Genomic DNA, 16,768 nt, shown 5'->3' on the forward strand with positions numbered 1-16,768 from the left:
GGCGCCGCGGACCCGCCCGGCCGGCCGAACGGCGGCGGGAACTGCACGATCAGCCCACATCCCTTGGTGAACTGCTCCCGGCCCACCCCGCGTGCCTCCGGGTGCCGGCGACGGTGTCGTGGTCGTCGCGGACAGCCAGGGAGCACAGTTTGCAGAAGAACATCAGCGTCGCGCTCGGCGCGGCGGTCATCGTCGTACTGGCGACCGCCGTCGTCGTGCCGGTGAGCATCGCCGCCAGCGACTCGGTCGCCGAGCGGGCCGCCAACCGGGCCAACGCCCGGGTCGCGACCGCCCGGTTCGCCGCCGACTCGCTGGTCGCGGCGGAGCCCACCCGGTTCCACCTCGGCCCGGCCGACGCCGTCGGCGAGCCGAGCGTCGTTCTCCAGGACGACCTGCAGTACGTCGCGTACACCCGCACGCACAAGGGGATGCCGGTGTGGGGCGGCGACTTCGTCGTCGTCACCGACAGCTCCGGCGCCGTGCGCAGCACCAGCGTCGCCCAGCGGCTCAGCCTCGACGCGCCGACCGCGCCGCGGATCAGCGCGGTCGACGCCACCGCCGTCGCCCGGCGGCGGTTCAGCCGGGTGGACGCGGTCGAGTCCGCCAATCTGCTGGTGGTGGCCGCCGGGCGCGGGCGGCTCGCGTACGAGGTGGTGCTCAGCGGCGTCGCCGACGGCGAGGGCGGGCCGCGGCCGAGCCGGCAGCACGTGTTCGTCGACGCGACCTCCGGCCGGCCGGTCAGGGGCATGTCGTACGACGACGTGCGCGAGGCCACCGGCAAGGGCTTCTACTACGGCGACGTCGACCTGCCGGTCAAGGAGACGCTGGTCGACACCACCCGGCAGGGCATCCAGTGCGGCGGGCAGGACGGCAGCCCGATGCGGGTCTCCGGCGGCTCGATCGGCACCGGCTCGGGCACCGACCTGCCGACCGCCTGCGTCGACGCGATGTACGCCGCCGGCAAGGAGTGGGACATGCTCAAGGCGTGGCTCGGCCGCGACGGCATCGACGGCAAGGGCCGCGGCTTCCCGATCCGGGTCGGGCTGAACCAGGTGAACGCGTTCTGGAACGGCCAGTTCACCAACTTCGGCCACTCCTCGGACAACAAGCGCCAGCTCACCGTCATCGACATCGTCGGGCACGAGTTCGGCCACGGCATCTTCCAGAACACGCCGGGCGGCTCCGGCGGCGGCAACGAGGCCGGCGGCCTGAACGAGTCCACCGGCGACATCTTCGGCGCGCTGACCGAGTTCTTCGCCAACGACAGCCGGGACAAGCCGGACTACGACGTCGGCGAGCTGGGCAACCTGTCCGGGCGCGGCCCGATCCGGGTGATGAGCGACCCGTCGAGGGTCGGCGACCCGAACTGCTTCTCCAGCAAGATCCCGAACACCGAGGTGCACGCCGCGGCCGGTCCGCAGAACCACTGGTTCTACCTGCTGGCCGAGGGCTCGAACCCGACCAGCGGCCAGCCGAAGTCCCCGACCTGCGACAACAGCACGGTCACCGGGATCGGGATCCAGAAGGCCGGCAAGATCTTCATGGGCGCGCTGAACCGCAAGACGTCCGGCTGGAACCACGCCAAGGCCCGCGCCGCGTCGGTCGCGGCGGCCGCGGAGCTGTTCCCCGGCGGGCCGGAGTGCGACACCGTGAAGAAGGCGTGGACGGCGGTCAGCGTGCCGGCGGCCGGCGGCGAGCCGGCCTGCGGCGGCGGTGGCGGCCCGACCCCGACCGCCGGGCCGACGCCCACCGGCGACCCGTCGCCGACCGGCAGCGCGCCGCCGACCGCGCCCGCCCCGACGGACGACCCGAGCCCGACCGACTCCACCCCGCCGCCGGACGCCACCCCGACCGGGTCGACCCCGCCCGGTGACGAGCCGACCGACCCGCCCTCCGACGGCGGCGGGACCGCCCCGGACGGCGACGGCACCGCGGACGGCACGGCGACAGCCACGGCCGGCGCCGACGCGGCGGCCGCGGCCGCCGGGGGCTGAGCCCGAGGCCGCCGGGCGACCGCGTGCTCAGTCGGGGTCGAAGGCGCTGGCCACGAAGCTCTGCCGGTCCAGCAGGACCCGCTCGATCCGGCCGCGGGCCACCACCGTGGCCTCCGCCGTCACCGACACGTCGAAGTCCAGCCGCCGCCCCCGGACGGCGGTGAGGCTGGCGTGCGCGGAGATCGTCCGGCCGACGGGCACGGGCGCGAGGTGCTCGATGCTCACCCGGGCGCCGACCGTGGTCATCCCCGACGGGAGCTGCCGGGCGGTGGCGGCCACCGTCGCGGTCTCGGCGAGCGCCAGCAACTGCGGGGTACCGAGCACCGGCACGTCGCCGGAGCCGATCGCCTGCGCGGTGTCCCGGTCGCTCACCGTGAGCCCCACCCGGGCCTGGAGGCCGACCTCGAACGGGGCGACGGAGCCGCCGGCCCGGTAGACCCGGCCGCGGGCGGCGCGGTTGCCGCGGGGCGGGGCGGGGGGCCGGTCGGCGGGGGCCGCGGGCGGCGGCCCGGACGGCGGAGCGGAGTGTCCGGAAACTGGCTGCTCGTCCATCTCCGAAGATTACTCGGCGGCACCCCCGCGGGCCACCACCCGGCCGGACGGCAGGACCATGGCCAGGGCGGTGACCAGCGCCCGCGCGTCGGCGCTGCACCGGTGCGCGATCGCGACGCTGCCGGCGGCCGTGTCGACGTGCACGGTGGCCAGGTCGAGCAGCCGCTGCACCGGTCCGGCGGTGACCCGCACGCTCTGGATCCGGGCCCGGCCGACCAGCGTCAGCCGCCGGGTGAGGACCCCGCTGCGGACCGCCACGACGTACGGCGTGACCCCCACCCCGAGGTACGGCGCGGCCAGCGGGGCCAGCCAGCGGGCCCGGGCCGGCGGCGGCGTGCTCGGCAGCGCGGCCCAGTCGGTACCCGGCAGGACCACCGGCAGCAGCCGCCGGGCGACGTCCGCCGTGCCGACGGGCAGCAGCGTGTCGGCGGTCTGCTCGCCGTTCTCGCCGGGGCTGTACCCGGCGACGTCCAGGTGCAGCCGCAGCCAGCGGCGGCGCCGCCACAGCAGCGGCCAGACCACCCGGACGGACTGCACCCGGTCCAGCGGGACGACCTGCTGCCGGTGGTCCAGCAGCCCGTGGGTGACCGCGAGCCCGACCGGCGCCCACGCGACCGTGAACCGCCAGTGCCGCAGCGCCCGCCGGATCGGCTGGGCGAATACGGCGAGCATCGCGGTCCCGGTACTGGCCAGCGCCAGGAACCCCCAGTCGTGGCCGGCGACCGCCTGGTACAGCACCACCGCCACGCCCAGCGGCACCGCCCACACCTCGGGGCTGAGGAGCTGGGCGACCACGAGGTCCTCGTTGCGCACGGTGTGCAGGACGGCCGCCGGCGGCGGGGCCGCCGCGGCGGCCGGCGTGCCGGCGTGGCTGATCGCGAGCAGCCGGTCGCGCAGTGTGTGCGCCTCGGCCACCCCGAGGTACGCCAGCGGCGCCTCCGTCTTCGCCCCGCCCGCGACCTCCAGCCGCAGCTCGGCCAGGCCGGCGAGCTGGGCCAGCAGCGGGCGGCGGACCTCGACGCTCTGCAGCCGCTCCAGCGGGATCGCCCGGCTGCGCCGCCACAGCACGCCCTCGTCGATGCGCAGCTCGCGGCCGGCGAGCCGGTACCCGGTGCTGAACCAACTGATCACCGACCAGACGCCGGCCAGCGCCACCAGCGCCGCGACGACGACCAGCCAGCGCAGGGTGCCGAGCTGGGCGTACCCCTGCCAGGAGAGCGCGGCGACGATCACCGCGAGGGCCTTGGCGCTGTGCAGCAGCGGGCTCAGCGGGTGCAGCCGGTGCCGCCGGTCGCCGCCGCCGGGCGGCCCCGCGGGCGCCGCTGGCGGCGGCGGTGGTGGTGGCCAGGGCGCGGTCACAGGCCCGCCGACGGGTCGGCGCCGAGCGCGGCCAGCCGGTCGCGCAGCCGGCGCGCCTCGGCCGGCGGCAGGCCGGGGATCCGGGCGTCGCTGGCCGCCGAGGCGGTGTGCAGGGTGACGGTGGCGAGGTCGAACGCCCGCTCGACCGGGCCGGCGGCGACGTCCACGAACTGCATCCGCGAGTAGGGCACGATGGACAGTCGGCGGACCAGCAGGCCGTGCCGGACGAGCAGGTCGTGCTCGCGCTCGGCGTACCCCCAGGCGCGGACGGCCCGGAAGGTGGACCAGGTCCGCACCAGCGTCCCGCCGAGGACCGCCCAGCCCGCGACGAGCAGGACGGTGGCCAGCGGCCCGGCCGGGAGGATCAGCAGCAGCCCGATCGCGACGGCCAGCACCGGCAGCGCGCCGAGCCAGAGGTGGGTCAGGCAGACCCAGACCATGCGCGGGGAGACGGGCCGCCAGGTCAGCGCACCGGGCGCGAACGGGTCCTGTGCGTCGACGGTCACGCATCGAGCCTAGTCCGCCGCCGCCCACCCCACCCGCTGCCCGGCCGACCCGCCGCCCGGCGCCGGACGCTACCGGTGCCGGACGCTCTCGGTGTACGGCGCGACCTCGCGCAGGAAGCCGCGCGCGGTCAGGAAGTCGCCGAGGGACACCCGGTGGTCGTCGCACGCCAGCCAGGACTTGCGCCGGCCCGGATCGTGCAGCCTCGGGTTGTTCCAGCGCAACTCCCAGCAGGCGAGGGCGCGGCAGCCCTTCGCTGAACAGATTGCTGGTTCCACATGCACGACGACGAGTCTAGAAGATCATCGCGAGGGCTCGAACCGCCCGACCGCGCCGGCCCGGCCTCCGCGCCGGCGGCGGGGCGGGCGCATCGGCCGGCGCGGATTCGCCTGTGCCGCAAGGGGATGCGGGCGATGGGTCGCCGGGCGACCACGGGGGAAGCCGCCCGGCGACGACCAAATCGTACCCATCATCGGGGCGGTAATGTCCAGCCGCCCGGGGTAGCCCGTTTGTACGGATCACGGAGTCCGAATCGCCGGGTACGGCCCCGTGCGGCGGTTTCGCACCCCCCGTGCGGGTCCCCGCGGCCGTTCCCCGGCCGCCCGGCGTTCGGCCGGGACGGCTCCGCGGGCGCCCGCGGCGTGACAGGCTGGGCGGGTCCGCCGCCGCGCCGAGGAGGAGCCCGTTGAGCACGCCCGCCGCCCCCGCCGCCGTCCCGCCGGCCGTCGACGCCGCCGGCCTGGAACGGGCGTTGTTCGAGGTCAAGCGGGTCATCGTCGGGCAGGACAAGCTGATCGAGCGGATGCTCGTCGCCGTCCTGGCCCGCGGCCACTGCCTGCTCGAGGGCGTGCCCGGCGTGGCCAAGACGCTGGCCGCACAGACGCTGGCCACGGTGGTCGGCGGCAGCTTCGCCCGGATCCAGTTCACCCCGGACCTGGTGCCGTCCGACCTGGTCGGTACCCGGGTGTACCGGACCGGCGCCGAGCGGTTCGACGTGGAGCTGGGGCCGGTCTTCGTCAATGTGCTGCTCGCCGACGAGATCAACCGGGCGCCGGCCAAGGTGCAGTCGGCGCTGCTGGAGGTCATGGGGGAGGGGCACGTGTCGATCGGCGGGCACACGTACCCGGTGCCGGACCCGTACCTCGTGCTCGCCACCCAGAACCCGATCGAGCAGGAGGGCGTGTACCCGCTGCCGGAGGCGCAGCGGGACCGGTTCCTGCTGAAGGTGGTCGTCGGGTACCCGAGCGCCGCCGAGGAGCGCGACATCGTCTACCGGATGGGCGCCGCCGCGCCCCGGCCGCAGCCGGTGCTCACCCCGGACGACGTGGTGGGGCTGCGGGCCCGGGCGGACGGGGTGTTCGTCCACAACGCACTCGTCGACTTCGCCGTCCGGCTGGTGGTCGCCACCCGCGAGCCGGCGGCGCACGGGCTGCCCGACATCGCCGGGCTGCTCCAGTACGGCGCCGGGCCGCGCGCCTCGCTCGGCCTGGTCCGGGCGGCCCGGGCGCTGGCGCTGCTGCGCGGCCGGGACTACGTCCTGCCGGGCGACCTGCAGGACATCGCGCCGGACGTGCTGCGGCACCGGCTGGTGCTCAGCTACGGGGCGCTGGCCGACGACGTGCCGCCGGAGTACCTGGTGTCCCGGCTGCTGGCCGCGGTACCGCCGCCGACCGTGACCCCGCGCCAGGAGGCCGCCGGACCGCTCCCGACCGCCCCGCCGACCGCGACGACGCCGCACGCCACCGCGCCGCACGCCACCGCGCCGCACCACCCTCCGCTGCACCACGCCCCGCCGTACCCCGCCGGGCCGGCGCCGACGGCCGGCGGGCCACCGCCCGCCCCGCCCCACGGCGGCGCCCAGCCCGGCGCCGCGGCCGGCGGCGGCGCGTGGGGCGGCGGGGAGCCGGGGCGGTGAGCGCGGCCGGCGACCCCGGCATCGAGGCCGTCCTGGCCCGGCTGCGCCTCCAGGTCACCCGGCGGCTGGACGGGCTGCTGCACGGCGACCACGCCGGCCTGCTGCCCGGCCCCGGCAGCGAGGCCGGCGAGGCCCGCCCGTACGCCCCCGGCGACGACGTGCGCCGGATGGACTGGCCGGTGACCGCCCGGACCACCGTCCCGCACGTCCGGGAGACCATCGCCGACCGGGAGCTGGAGACCCGGATCGCCGTCGACCTGACCGCCAGCCTGGACTTCGGCACCGCGCTGCGGACCAAGCGGGAGCTGGCCGTCGCCGCGACCGCCGCGGTCGCCCACCTGGCCGGGCGCGGCGGCAACCGGGTCGGCGCCGTGCTGGACGTCGGCGGACCGCTGGTCCGGCTGCCGGCCCGGGCCGGCCGGCCGGGCGCGGAGGCGCTGCTGCGCCGCGTCGCGGCCGCGGTGCCCGCCGGGCCGGGCGACCTCGCGGCGCTGGTCGACGCGCTGCACCGGCCCGCCCGGCGGCGCGGGCTGGCCGTGCTCGTCGCCGACCTGCTCGCCCCGCCGGCGGAGTGGGCCCGGCCGCTGCGGCTCGTCGGCACCCGGCACGACCTGCTGGTCGTCGAGATCCTCGACCCGCGGGAGCTGGAGCTGCCGGACGTCGGCGACCTCACCGTGGTCGACCCGGAGACCGGCCGCCGGCACGAGGTGCCGACCGGCAGCGCCCGGCTGCGCCGCCGGTACGCCGAGGCGGCCGCCGCGCACCGCACGGCCGTGGCCGCGGCGATCCGCGCGGCCGGCGGCGGGCACCTGCGGCTGCGCACCGACTCCGACTGGCTGCGCGACCTGGTCGGGTACGTCGCCGGCCGGCGGCACGCGCTGGCCCGCGGGGTGGCCCGGTGATCCGCTTCCTCGAGCCGTGGTGGCTGCTCGCGCTGCTGCCGGTCGCGGCCGTCGCCGCCGGGTACGTCTGGCGGCAGCGCCGGCGCACGGACACCGCGGTCCGGTTCACCAACGTGGCCCTGCTGCGCACCCTCATCCCCGGCGGCCTGGGCGCCCGCCGCCACCTCGCCCCGGCCGCGCTGCTCGGCTGCCTGGCCGTGCTGGCGCTGGCGCTGGCGAAGCCGGCGCTGGACAGCACCGCGAAGCTCGAGCGGGCCACCGTCATGCTGGCCGTCGACACGTCGCTGTCGATGGCCGCCGACGACGTCCGCCCGACCCGGCTGCGCGCGGCGCAGGACGCGGCGGCGCAGTTCATCGCCGAGCTGCCGGCCCGGTACAACCTGGGGCTGGTGTCGTTCGCCGGGACCGCGAACGTGCTCGTCCCGCCCGGCCGGGACCGGGACGCCGTCGCCCGCGCGGTCGCCGGCCTGCGGCTGGCCGAGGCCACCGCGACCGGCGAGGCCGTGTACACCTGCCTGGACGCCATCGCCGCCATCCCGGCCGTCGCCGGGGGCGCCCCGCCGGCCCGGATCGTGCTGCTCTCGGACGGCTTCCGGACCGTCGGCCGACCGGTCGACGGCGCCGCCAGCGCCGCCGCGGCGGCGAACGTGCCGGTGTCGACGATCGCGTTCGGCACCGACGCCGGAGTGGTCGAGATCGAGGGCCGCCCGCAGCCGGTCTCGGTGGACCGCCGGTCGCTGGCCGAGGTGGCCGCCACCACCGGCGGCCACTTCTACGAGGCGGCCACCGGAGCCGACCTCGGCCGGGTGTACGCGGACCTGGGCAGCTCGCTGGGCAGCGTGCCCGCGGTCCGCGACCTGACCCGCTGGTACGCCGGCGCCGGCCTGCTGCTCGGCCTGCTCGCCGCCGCGCTGGCGCTGGTCGCGGGCTCCCGGCTGCCCTGACCGGGCCGGACCCCGCGCCGGGTTCGCCCGCGAGCGCCGCATACGCTTTGCGGCGGATCGCGGACGAGAGGGGTCGCCATGTCGCGCACGGTGCTGGTTACCGGCGGTAACCGGGGGATCGGGCTGGCGGTAGCCCGCGCGTTCGCGAAGCAGGGCGACCGGGTGGCCGTGACGCACCGGTCCGGCGACGCCCCCGAGGGCCTGTACGGCGTCCGCTGCGACGTCACCGACGCCGACTCCGTCGACGCCGCCTTCACCGCGGTGGAGGCCGAGCTGGGCCCGGTCGAGGTGCTCGTGGCCAACGCCGGGATCACCGCGGACACGCTGCTCATGCGGATGTCCGAGGAGCAGTTCACCAGCGTCCTGGACACCAACCTCACCGGCGCCTGGCGGTGCGCCCGCCGGGCCACCGCGAAGATGGTCCGCGGCCGGTGGGGGCGGGTGATCCTCATCTCGTCCGTGGTCGCGATGACCGGCCAGACCGGCCAGGTCAACTACGCCGCCAGCAAGGCCGGGCTGATCGGCCTGGCCCGGTCGATGAGCCGCGAGCTGGGCAGCCGCAACATCACCGCGAACGTGGTCGCGCCGGGCTTCATCGAGACCGACATGACCGCCGGGCTCACCGACGAGCTGCGCGCGCAGTACCGCAAGTCCGTCCCCGCCGGCCGGTTCGCCGAGCCGGACGAGGTCGCCGGCGTGGTGACCTGGCTGGCCGGCGACGCCGCGGCGTACGTCACCGGCGCCGTGATCCCGGTGGACGGCGGCCTGGGCATGGGACACTGACGGCTCACGACAAGGAGAATCTTGTGTCTGGACTGCTGGCCGGCAAGCGGCTGCTGATCACGGGCGTGATCACCGACCAGTCGATCGCGTTCGCGGTCGCGAGGCTGGCCCAGGAGGAGGGCGCGACGGTCGTCCTCACCGGGTACGGGCGGCTGTCCCTGGTCGAGCGGATCGCCAAGCGGCTGCCCGCCGGCGCCCCGGTGATCGAGCTGGACGTCACCGACGCCGCGCAGCTCGACGGCCTGGCCGACCGGGTCCGCGAGCACGTGGACGGCCTCGACGGCGTGGTCCACTCCGTCGGCTTCGCCCCGCAGAGCTGCCTGGGCGGCGGGTTCCTCGACGCGCCGTGGGAGGACGTGGCCACCGCGCTGCACGTCTCCACGTACTCGTACAAGTCGCTGGCCATGGCCGCGCTGCCGCTGCTGCGCTCCGGCGGCGCGGTGGTCGGGCTGACGTTCGACGCGACCGTGGCCTGGCCGGTGTACGACTGGATGGGCGTGGCCAAGGCCGGGCTCGAGTCGACGTCCCGGTACCTCGCCCTGCACCTGGGCGGCCGCGGCATCCGCAGCAACCTGGTCTCGGCCGGGCCGCTGCGCACGATGGCCGCCAAGTCGATCCCGGGCTTCGAGCAGTTCGAGGACTCGTGGGTGCAGCGGGCGCCGCTGGGCTGGAAGCTGACCGACACGGAGCCGGCGGCCCGAGCCTGCGTGGCGCTGCTCTCGGACTGGTTCCCCGCCACCACGGGCGAGATCGTGCACGTGGACGGCGGATACCACGCGGTGGGGGCGTAGCCGGTTGGCGTACGACGCGTTCCTGCTGCTCTCCTTCGGCGGCCCCGAGGGCCCCGACGACGTGCTGCCGTTCCTGCGCAACGTCGTCCGGGGCCGGGGGGTGCCCGAACCGCGGCTCGCCGCCGTCGCCGAGCACTACCACCACTTCGGCGGCGTCTCGCCGATCAACGACCAGTGCCGGGCGCTGCTCGCCGCGATCGGCGCCGACTTCGCCGCGCACGGGGTGGACCTGCCGCTGTACTGGGGCAACCGCAACTGGCACCCGATGCTCACCGACACGCTGGCCCGGATGCGCGACGACGGGGTGCGCCGGGCGGTGGCGTTCGCCACCAGCGCGTACGGCGGCTACTCCTCCTGCCGGCAGTACCGCGAGGACATCGACGCCGCCCGCGCCGCGGTCGGCGCCGACGCCCCGGTGGTGGAGAAGCTGCGCCACTTCGGCGACCACCCGGGCTTCGTCGCGCCGCACGCCGACGCCGTCCGGGCGGCGCTGGCGACGCTGGACCCGGCCGACCGGGCGGCCGCGCGGCTGGTGTTCACCGCGCACTCCATCCCGGTGTCGATGGCGGCGACCGCCGGCCCCGACGGCGGGCTGTACGAGGCGCAGCTCCGGCAGACCGCCGCGCTGGTGGCCGCCGCGGCGGCGCCGGGGCTGGCGTACGACCTGGTGTGGCAGTCCCGGTCCGGCCCGGCGCACGTGCCGTGGCTGGAACCGGACGTCAACGACCACCTGCGGGTCCTGGCCAAGGAGGGCGTGCCGGCGGTCGTGGCGAGCCCGATCGGCTTCGTCTCCGACCACCTGGAGGTGGTCTGGGACCTGGACACCGAGGCCGCCGACACCGCCCGCGACCTGGGCCTCGGCTGGGCCAGGGCGGCGACCCCGGGGACGGACCCGCGGTTTGTCGCGCTGGTCCGGGAGCTGGTGGTGGAGCGGCTGAGCGGGGCGCCGATGTGCCGGCTGGGGTCGCTGGCCGGCTGGCAGGACTGCCCGGCCGGCTGCTGCCCACCCCCACGCCGCCCGGCCCCCGCGGGCGCGGGCTGACCGGCGCCGCTGCGGCGCCGGCCGCCCTGTCAGCGGCGGCGCGGCGCCACCCACCGCTGGCCGGCGGGGCCCGGCCGGGGCCTCAGGTGGCGAGGGGGGCGTTGCAGGCGGCGACCAGGGCGCGCCGGCAGGCCGTCGTCAGCGGGCGCAGCGCCGCGTCCCGCTGCTGTGCCTCGTACGCGTTCACCGCCCCGCCCGGCGCGTCCTCCGCGGCCAGCGCCAGCACCGAGTGCAGCACCCTGGCCCTGGCGTACAGCCGGCGCGAGCGCGGGGTGAATCCCGGCGGCAGGTCGTGCCCGTTGCCCGGCCGGCGGAGCTGCTCCAGCGCGCTGGCCAGGCCCGGCCGCCAGCGGGCGATGTCCAGCCGGGTGAGCTGGACGGTCGTGTCGGCCAGCACGGTCGACAGTTCGGCCTCGGCGTCCGCGGCGGTCAGCGGCGCCGGCGGCCGCGCGCCGGGGAGCTGGTGCGCCCGCCAGACGACCGTGTGGAACTCGTCGCCGGAGCCGGAGGTGTGCGCCCGGACGTCCGGCACCAGCCCGTAGTCGCCGGCCACCACCGCCTCCCGGGCGGCCACCGCGGCCGTGGTGAAGGCGCCGGGGCCGGGCAGCCCGATCGGGTCGCCGGGCACCGGCAGCACCAGCCGGATCTCGTCGCAGGCCACTTTGGAGAGCATCGCCAGCCCCTGCCGCAGCGGGACGTCCCGCCAGGTGCCCGGCGCGTCGGCGACGAGGTGCTCCTCGCCGTCGGCGATCGCGTCGGCGATGTCGTCGTACGCCGCCAGCCCGGCCCGCCACGCGCGGGCCCAGCCGACGAAGCGGATCGAGCGCTCGCCGACGACCTCCGGGGGATCCGCGGGTTCCGGCATGCCCGCTAGGGTACGTCCCGGCACCGCCCTTGTCTGCCCACGGCCCGCGCGCCACACCGGGGTGGCCGGCGGGTGCACCCGCCGGCGGTAGGGTGCGGGGATGAGCAGCCAGCGGTACCCGGACGACGTGCTGGCCGGCGGCGCCCGGCGGCGGCGCAGCGTCCCGGAGGTGGACGCCGAGCCGGGCCTCGTGGTCGAGGACGCCGACTCCGGCTACTGCGGCGCGGTGGTCGGCGTGGCCGGCGGCGCGGTCGTGCTGGAGGACCGGCACGGCGGCCGGCGGCACTTCCCGCTGCTGCCGGCGGCGTTCCTGCTCGACGGCGCCCCGGTCACCCTCCGCCGCCCCGCGGCGCCGGCCGCGCCCGCCGCCCGGCGGCGCACCGCGTCCGGCTCGGTGGCGGTCGCCGGGCAGCGCGCCCGGGTGGCCCGGACCAGCCGGATCTGGGTCGAGGGGCTGCACGACGCGGCGCTGGTCGAGCGGATCTGGGGCGACGACCTGCGGGTCGAGGGCGTGGTGGTGGAGCCGCTGGACGGCGTCGACGCGCTGGCCGGCGAGGTCGCCGCGTTCGGGCCCGGCCCGGACGCCCGGCTGGGCGTGCTGGTCGACCACCTCGTGCCGGGCAGCAAGGAGAGCCGGCTGGTCGCGGCGGTGACCTCGCCGCACGTCCTGGTGACCGGCCACCCGTACGTGGACATCTGGCAGGCGGTCAGGCCCGAGCGGCTGGGCATCGCCGCCTGGCCGGTGGTGCCGCGCGGGCAGCCCTGGAAGGAGGGGGTGTGCGCCGCGCTCGGCGTCGCCGAGCCGGCGGCGATGTGGCGGCACATCCTGTCCCGTGTGGATTCGTACCGGGACGTCGAGACCCCGCTCCTCGGCGCCGTGGAGCGGTTGATCGATTTCGTCACCGTACCGTGATCTCGGACACGTACCCGACAGTTCCGTAGCTTCCCCGGGGTGGAACCGCCGTGTCACGATCAGTGGCATGAGCGTGCTGATCTGGGTGGCCGCGGGCGTGGTGCTGGCGGTGGCCGAGGTACTGACGGTGACACTGGTGCTCGCCATGTTCTCGGTGGGCGCGTTCTCGGGGGCGCTGGCGGCGGGGCTCGGCGCCTCGGTACCCGTCCAAATTGCGGTGTTCATCCTGGTGTCGCTGCTGAGCCTGGTGGCCATCCGGCCGCTGCTGCGGCGGCGGCTGCGGCCCGCGCCGCAGCCCAACCGGGGGATCGGCATGGACAGCCTGGTCGGCTCCACGGCGGCCGTCGTCGCCGTGGTGAACGAGGCGGCCGGCCAGGTGCGGATCGACGGCGAGCTGTGGTCCGCCAGGGCCGCGGCCGCCCGGTACGAGCCGGGAACCCGGGTCCGGGTCGTCGGGGTCGACGGAGCCACCGTATGGGTGGACGCGGCCGAGGGGGAAGAGGGGGAGCGGTGACTACTGCCATCGTCGTCGGCGCCATCGCGCTGATCGTGATCGTCGTCCTGGCCCGGTCCGTACGGATCGTGCCGCAGCAGCGGATGGACGTCGTGGAGCGGCTCGGCCGCTACCAGCGCACGCTGGGGCCGGGGCTCAACCTGCTGGTCCCGTTCATCGAGGCCGTCCGCACCAAGGTGGACATGCGCGAGCAGGTCGTCAGCTTCGAACCGCAGCCCGTGATCACCTCGGACAACCTGGTGGTCTCCATCGACACGGTCCTGTACTTCAAGGTGGTGGACCCGGTCCGGGCGACGTACGAGATCGCCCACTTCCTCCAGGCCATCGAGCAGCTCACGGTCACCACGCTGCGCAACGTCATCGGCTCGCTGGACCTGGAGCGGGCGCTGACCAGCCGGGACCAGATCAACCAGCACCTGTCCGGCGTGCTCGACGAGACCACCGGCCGGTGGGGCATCAAGGTCACCCGGGTGGAGATCAAGGCGATCGAGCCGCCGCCGAGCATCCGCGACTCGATGGAGAAGCAGATGCGCGCCGAGCGGGACCGCCGCGCCGCGATCCTCAACGCCGAGGGACTCAAGCAGTCGCAGATCCTCACCGCCGAGGGCGAGAAGCAGGCCGCGGTACTGCGCGCCGACGGCGACCGGCAGGCCCGCATCCTGCAGGCCGAGGGCCAGGCCAAGGCGATCCGGACGGTGTTCGACGCCATCCACACCGCGAACCCGAGCCAGAAGGTGCTGGCGTACCAGTACCTGCAGGCCCTCCCGCAGATCGCCAACGGCCAGGCCAACAAGGTCTGGATCGTGCCGGCGGAGCTGTCCAGGGCGCTGGAGGGCATCGGTGGCGCGCTCGGCGGGCTGGCCAACATGGTCGGCGACGCCCCGGTCGAGCCGCTCACCGACGCCGACGTCGCCGCCGAGGCGGCCCGGGCCGCGGAGGAGGCGACCCGGGCGGCGCAGCAGGTCAACGCCGAGGTCCGCGCGGCCGAGGCGCAGGTCTCGTCGAACCGCCCGGCGGCCCCGCCGGCGATCTGACCGGCCCGGCCGGGCGGCCCCGCCGCCGCGGCCGGGACACGACCGGCGGCCGTACCCCGGCCGCCGGTCGCCGCGCGCGGCCGGGGAGACTGGCGGGGTGGCGGAGCACGGGGGACCGGTACCGGTCGGGGCGGACGACGAGCGGCTCGCCGACTACCGCGAGCTGACCGACGTCGCCCTGCGCACCCGGTGGGAGCAGCCGCACGGCCTGTTCATCGCCGAGGGCGAGCTGGTCCTGCGCCGGGCGCTGCGCGCCGGGTACCGCCCCCGTTCCTTCCTGCTCGACGCCAAGCGGGCCGACCAATTCCCCGACCTGTACGCCGCCGGCGCCCCGGTCTACACCGCGCCGCCGGACGTCCTCGAGGCGGTCACCGGCTTCCACGTCCACCGCGGCGTCCTCGCCTCCTTCCACCGCCGCCCGCTGCCCGCCGCCGCGCGGCTGCTCGCCGACTGCCGGCGCGTGGTGGTCCTGGAGGACCTGGTCAACCACACCAACATCGGCGCGGTCTTCCGCGCCGCGGCGGCCCTCGGCGTGGATGGGGTGCTGCTCACCCCGCGCTGCGCCGACCCGCTGTACCGGCGCTCGGTCCGGGTGAGCATGGGCGAGGTGTTCGCCGTCCCGTACGCCACCCTCGACGCCTGGCCCGCCGGGCTGGCGACCGTTCGGGACGCGGGGTTCACCGCGCTGGCGATGACGCCGGCGCCGGACGCGGTACCGATCCAGGAGCTGCCGGCGGCGGACCGGGAGCGGACCGCGCTGCTGATCGGCGCGGAGGGGCCGGGGCTGAGCGAGGCGGCGCTGCGGGGGAGCGACCGGCGGGTGGTGATCCCGATGCGCCGGGGCGTGGACTCGCTCAACGCGGCGGCCGCGGCGGCGGTGGCGTTCTGGGAACTCTCCCGCACCGACCCGCAATAACTCCCACACCTCCCGCCGCCGGCGCGCGCCCGGCCCCAGCGATCATGGGATCAGACACCTGATGCGGCATGCGAAAGGTGCATCACCCTGTGATCACGGGTGGTGTCACGCGATTTCGCGTGGGGGTCGGGGCGTGCGTCGCTCGCTTGTCGAGTCGGTGTCGGGTGGGTGGGCGTTCGGTGTTGGGTGAGGTGCGTTCGGCGGCGTGGCGGTTGTTGATCGTGGGGCGGGCGTCTGCGAGGGTTCCCCCGCGCGGCGCGCGGGGCGCCGCTCGATCCTCGGGAGTGGATGATCCGGATGATGGGCCCGTCGCACGCACTGTCCGGGGCGGCCGTCTGGCTGGTGGGCTCGTGGATCGCCGACCACGGGTACGGCTACGCCCAGACGCCCGCCGCGCTGGCGATCGGCACCGCCGTCTGCGCGGGCGGGGCGCTGCTGCCCGATCTGGACATGTCCGGGAAGGTCACCGCCAACAGGGGCGGGGCGACCGTGGCCCGGACGTTCGGCATCGCGACGCTGTTCCTCGCCGAGGTGATCGAGAAGCTCAGCCTGTTCGTGTACCACGCCACCAAGCTGCGCCGGGACCCGTCGCGGCGCAACGGGCACCGGACGTTCACCCACACGCTGCCGTTCGTCGCGCTGGTCGGCTGGGGTACGACGTGGCTGTGCGTGCGGTACGGCAAGTGGGCGGTGCTCGGCATCCTGTTCGTCATGATCGGGCTGGCGCTGCGCGGCCTGTTCGACCGGTGGGCCGACCGGACCGGGTGGCTCGGCGTGACGGTCATCGCCGCCGGCGGGGCGTACGCGGCGTACCTGACGCTGCCGGGGGCGCGCTCGTACCCGGAGCTGGGGTTCGCCGTCGCCGTCGGCTGCCTGGTGCACCTGCTCGGCGACCTGATCACCAGCGCCGGCATCCCCATTCTGTGGCCGCTGCCGCTGGGCGGGCGGACCTGGCGGATGATCGGGCTGCCGAAGGGGGTCGCGGTCCGCGCGGGCGGGCCGGGCGAGGTGGCGCTGCGCGGGCTGTTCGTGCTGGCCTCGCTGCTCGCGGCGATGGCGCTGGCCGCGCCGGGCGCGGTCGACCGGGTGATCGTCACACTGTCCTGACCGGACGCCCACCCTGGCCGGAAGCCCACCCTGGCCGGACGGCCGCCGCGCGGGGCCAGCGCGCGGGCGCGGTCGAGGACGGCGTCCGCCGCAACCGCACCCGGCGGCGGCGCGCCCCGCGGCGGACGGGGACGCCGATCACCGCGGGCCGGGGCCGAGCGCCCGGCGGCGCCGCCGGCCGGAACCGTCGGGCGGCGCCGCCGGGTGGCCGGCGGGTCGGGCGGCGGGGTCAGGCAGCGGGGGCGCCGGCGGCGGATCGGGTCGGCCACACCTCGAGTACCCGGGCGGCGTGCGCCAGGGCCAGGTTGCGGCGCAGCCGCTCGGACGGGCCGCGCAGGATCAGCGCGCCGGACATCCGGCGGGCCCGGCGGTGCGCGTCGAGCAGGACGTCGATCGCGGCGGCGTCCAGCGACGGGCAGCGCGCCAGGTCCACGACGAGGCGGCCGGGGCGCAGCGAGAGCGCCTCGTCCAGCAGGCGGCGCAGCCGGTCGGCCTGCGGGCCGCCGTACGCCTCGACGAGGACCACCTCGACGACGGGAATCCGATGGGCGGACTGCTGTGGGTCCATGGCACGCTCACCTCACCTTCCGGTACACCACAGTCGCTGTCGGTCATGGCAGCCCGCGCACAGCG

General features: G+C 76.5%; 18 protein-coding genes. 12 read left to right on the forward strand and 6 right to left on the reverse strand.

Annotation, left to right across the window (positions count from 1 at the left end; translation table 11 throughout):
* Window positions 1-149 precede the first annotated feature (149 nt).
* A complete protein-coding gene (locus tag IEY94_RS04425) occupies window positions 150-1,994 on the forward strand; it encodes a M4 family metallopeptidase (RefSeq protein WP_229783289.1) in 1,845 nt (614 codons plus the stop codon).
* A gap of 27 nt (window positions 1,995-2,021) precedes the next feature.
* Here the strand turns inward: IEY94_RS04425 and IEY94_RS04430 are convergent, their stop codons facing one another.
* The 4 genes from IEY94_RS04430 to IEY94_RS04445 all read right to left on the reverse strand — a co-directional run bounded on the left by IEY94_RS04430 (window position 2,022) and on the right by IEY94_RS04445 (window position 4,693).
* Window positions 2,022-2,378: a thioesterase family protein gene (locus IEY94_RS04430; RefSeq protein ID WP_229783332.1), complete on the reverse strand. Its 357-nt coding sequence runs from the start codon at window positions 2,376-2,378 to the stop codon at window positions 2,022-2,024.
* 177 nt (window positions 2,379-2,555) lie between these two features.
* Window positions 2,556-3,905, reverse strand: coding sequence for a PH domain-containing protein (locus IEY94_RS04435; RefSeq protein ID WP_189168680.1), 1,350 nt, complete (start codon window positions 3,903-3,905; stop codon window positions 2,556-2,558).
* Window positions 3,902-4,345 carry a PH domain-containing protein gene (locus tag IEY94_RS04440; protein ID WP_189168829.1) on the reverse strand — a complete coding sequence of 148 codons (444 nt, stop codon included), beginning with the start codon at window positions 4,343-4,345 and terminating at the stop codon, window positions 3,902-3,904. The genes IEY94_RS04435 and IEY94_RS04440 overlap by 4 nt, the downstream gene beginning before the upstream one ends.
* 135 nt (window positions 4,346-4,480) lie before the next feature.
* Entirely contained in the window at window positions 4,481-4,693 is a 213-nt protein-coding gene (locus IEY94_RS04445) for a hypothetical protein (RefSeq protein ID WP_373291197.1), read from the reverse strand.
* 401 nt (window positions 4,694-5,094) lie between these two features.
* On the opposite strand from IEY94_RS04445, the gene IEY94_RS04450 reads away from it, so the two are divergent.
* The 6 genes from IEY94_RS04450 (at window position 5,095) to IEY94_RS04475 (ending at window position 10,786) form a co-directional block, all read left to right on the forward strand.
* On the forward strand, window positions 5,095-6,324 hold the full coding sequence (locus IEY94_RS04450) for an AAA family ATPase (RefSeq protein WP_229783290.1): 1,230 nt from the start codon (window positions 5,095-5,097) through the stop codon (window positions 6,322-6,324).
* Window positions 6,321-7,226 (forward strand): DUF58 domain-containing protein, encoded by a 906-nt coding sequence (locus IEY94_RS04455; RefSeq protein WP_229783291.1) that lies wholly within the window; start codon window positions 6,321-6,323, stop codon window positions 7,224-7,226. The genes IEY94_RS04450 and IEY94_RS04455 overlap by 4 nt, the downstream gene beginning before the upstream one ends.
* Complete coding sequence (locus IEY94_RS04460) at window positions 7,223-8,170, forward strand: VWA domain-containing protein (RefSeq protein WP_189168682.1); 948 nt, start codon at window positions 7,223-7,225, stop codon at window positions 8,168-8,170. The genes IEY94_RS04455 and IEY94_RS04460 overlap by 4 nt, the downstream gene beginning before the upstream one ends.
* 78 nt (window positions 8,171-8,248) lie before the next feature.
* Complete coding sequence (gene fabG, locus IEY94_RS04465) at window positions 8,249-8,953, forward strand: 3-oxoacyl-ACP reductase FabG (RefSeq protein WP_189168683.1); 705 nt, start codon at window positions 8,249-8,251, stop codon at window positions 8,951-8,953.
* Between the two features lie 23 nt (window positions 8,954-8,976).
* Window positions 8,977-9,744 (forward strand): enoyl-ACP reductase FabI, encoded by a 768-nt coding sequence (fabI, locus tag IEY94_RS04470; RefSeq protein WP_189168684.1) that lies wholly within the window; start codon window positions 8,977-8,979, stop codon window positions 9,742-9,744.
* Window positions 9,745-9,748: 4 nt separating this feature from the next.
* A complete protein-coding gene (locus IEY94_RS04475; protein ID WP_189168685.1) occupies window positions 9,749-10,786 on the forward strand; it encodes a ferrochelatase in 1,038 nt (345 codons plus the stop codon).
* Between the two features lie 82 nt (window positions 10,787-10,868).
* On the opposite strand, the gene IEY94_RS04480 is transcribed toward IEY94_RS04475, so the two are convergent.
* The gene (locus IEY94_RS04480) at window positions 10,869-11,651 is read right to left on the reverse strand and encodes an Rv1486c family protein (protein WP_189168686.1); all 783 of its coding nucleotides are present in this window, start codon (window positions 11,649-11,651) and stop codon (window positions 10,869-10,871) included.
* 100 nt (window positions 11,652-11,751) lie between these two features.
* Here IEY94_RS04480 and IEY94_RS04485 point away from each other — a divergent pair, with 100 nt between their 5' ends.
* The 5 genes from IEY94_RS04485 to IEY94_RS04505 all read left to right on the forward strand — a co-directional run bounded on the left by IEY94_RS04485 (window position 11,752) and on the right by IEY94_RS04505 (window position 16,135).
* Window positions 11,752-12,564 (forward strand): DUF3097 domain-containing protein, encoded by an 813-nt coding sequence (locus IEY94_RS04485; RefSeq protein WP_189168687.1) that lies wholly within the window; start codon window positions 11,752-11,754, stop codon window positions 12,562-12,564.
* Between the two features lie 67 nt (window positions 12,565-12,631).
* Window positions 12,632-13,078: an NfeD family protein gene (locus IEY94_RS04490; protein WP_189168688.1), complete on the forward strand. Its 447-nt coding sequence runs from the start codon at window positions 12,632-12,634 to the stop codon at window positions 13,076-13,078.
* The gene (locus tag IEY94_RS04495; protein WP_189168689.1) at window positions 13,039-14,112 is read left to right on the forward strand and encodes an SPFH domain-containing protein; all 1,074 of its coding nucleotides are present in this window, start codon (window positions 13,039-13,041) and stop codon (window positions 14,110-14,112) included. The genes IEY94_RS04490 and IEY94_RS04495 overlap by 40 nt, the downstream gene beginning before the upstream one ends.
* Window positions 14,113-14,209: 97 nt before the next feature.
* A complete protein-coding gene (locus IEY94_RS04500) occupies window positions 14,210-15,028 on the forward strand; it encodes a TrmH family RNA methyltransferase (protein ID WP_189168690.1) in 819 nt (272 codons plus the stop codon).
* Between the two features lie 297 nt (window positions 15,029-15,325).
* Entirely contained in the window at window positions 15,326-16,135 is an 810-nt protein-coding gene (locus tag IEY94_RS04505) for a metal-dependent hydrolase (RefSeq protein WP_189168691.1), read from the forward strand.
* A gap of 229 nt (window positions 16,136-16,364) precedes the next feature.
* On the opposite strand, the gene IEY94_RS04510 is transcribed toward IEY94_RS04505, so the two are convergent.
* A complete protein-coding gene (locus IEY94_RS04510; protein ID WP_189168692.1) occupies window positions 16,365-16,703 on the reverse strand; it encodes an STAS domain-containing protein in 339 nt (112 codons plus the stop codon).
* Between the last annotated feature and the right edge of the window lie 65 nt (window positions 16,704-16,768).

This window comes from Pilimelia anulata (genome assembly GCF_014647895.1).
GTDB classification, from domain to species: Bacteria; Actinomycetota; Actinomycetes; order Mycobacteriales; family Micromonosporaceae; genus Pilimelia; species Pilimelia anulata.

Bases quoted from the DNA above. Each gene is read 5' to 3' on its own strand.
- IEY94_RS04440 (WP_189168829.1), bottom strand. From the start codon at position 4,345: ATGGTCTGGGTCTGCCTGACCCACCTCTGGCTCGGCGCGCTGCCGGTG.
- fabG (WP_189168683.1), top strand. From the start codon at position 8,249: ATGTCGCGCACGGTGCTGGTTACCGGCGGTAACCGGGGGATCGGGCTG.
- IEY94_RS04480 (WP_189168686.1), bottom strand. From the start codon at position 11,651: ATGCCGGAACCCGCGGATCCCCCGGAGGTCGTCGGCGAGCGCTCGATC.
- IEY94_RS04485 (WP_189168687.1), top strand. From the start codon at position 11,752: ATGAGCAGCCAGCGGTACCCGGACGACGTGCTGGCCGGCGGCGCCCGG.
- IEY94_RS04490 (WP_189168688.1), top strand. From the start codon at position 12,632: ATGAGCGTGCTGATCTGGGTGGCCGCGGGCGTGGTGCTGGCGGTGGCC.
- IEY94_RS04495 (WP_189168689.1), top strand. From the start codon at position 13,039: ATGGGTGGACGCGGCCGAGGGGGAAGAGGGGGAGCGGTGACTACTGCC.
- IEY94_RS04505 (WP_189168691.1), top strand. From the start codon at position 15,326: ATGATGGGCCCGTCGCACGCACTGTCCGGGGCGGCCGTCTGGCTGGTG.
- IEY94_RS04510 (WP_189168692.1), bottom strand. From the start codon at position 16,703: ATGGACCCACAGCAGTCCGCCCATCGGATTCCCGTCGTCGAGGTGGTC.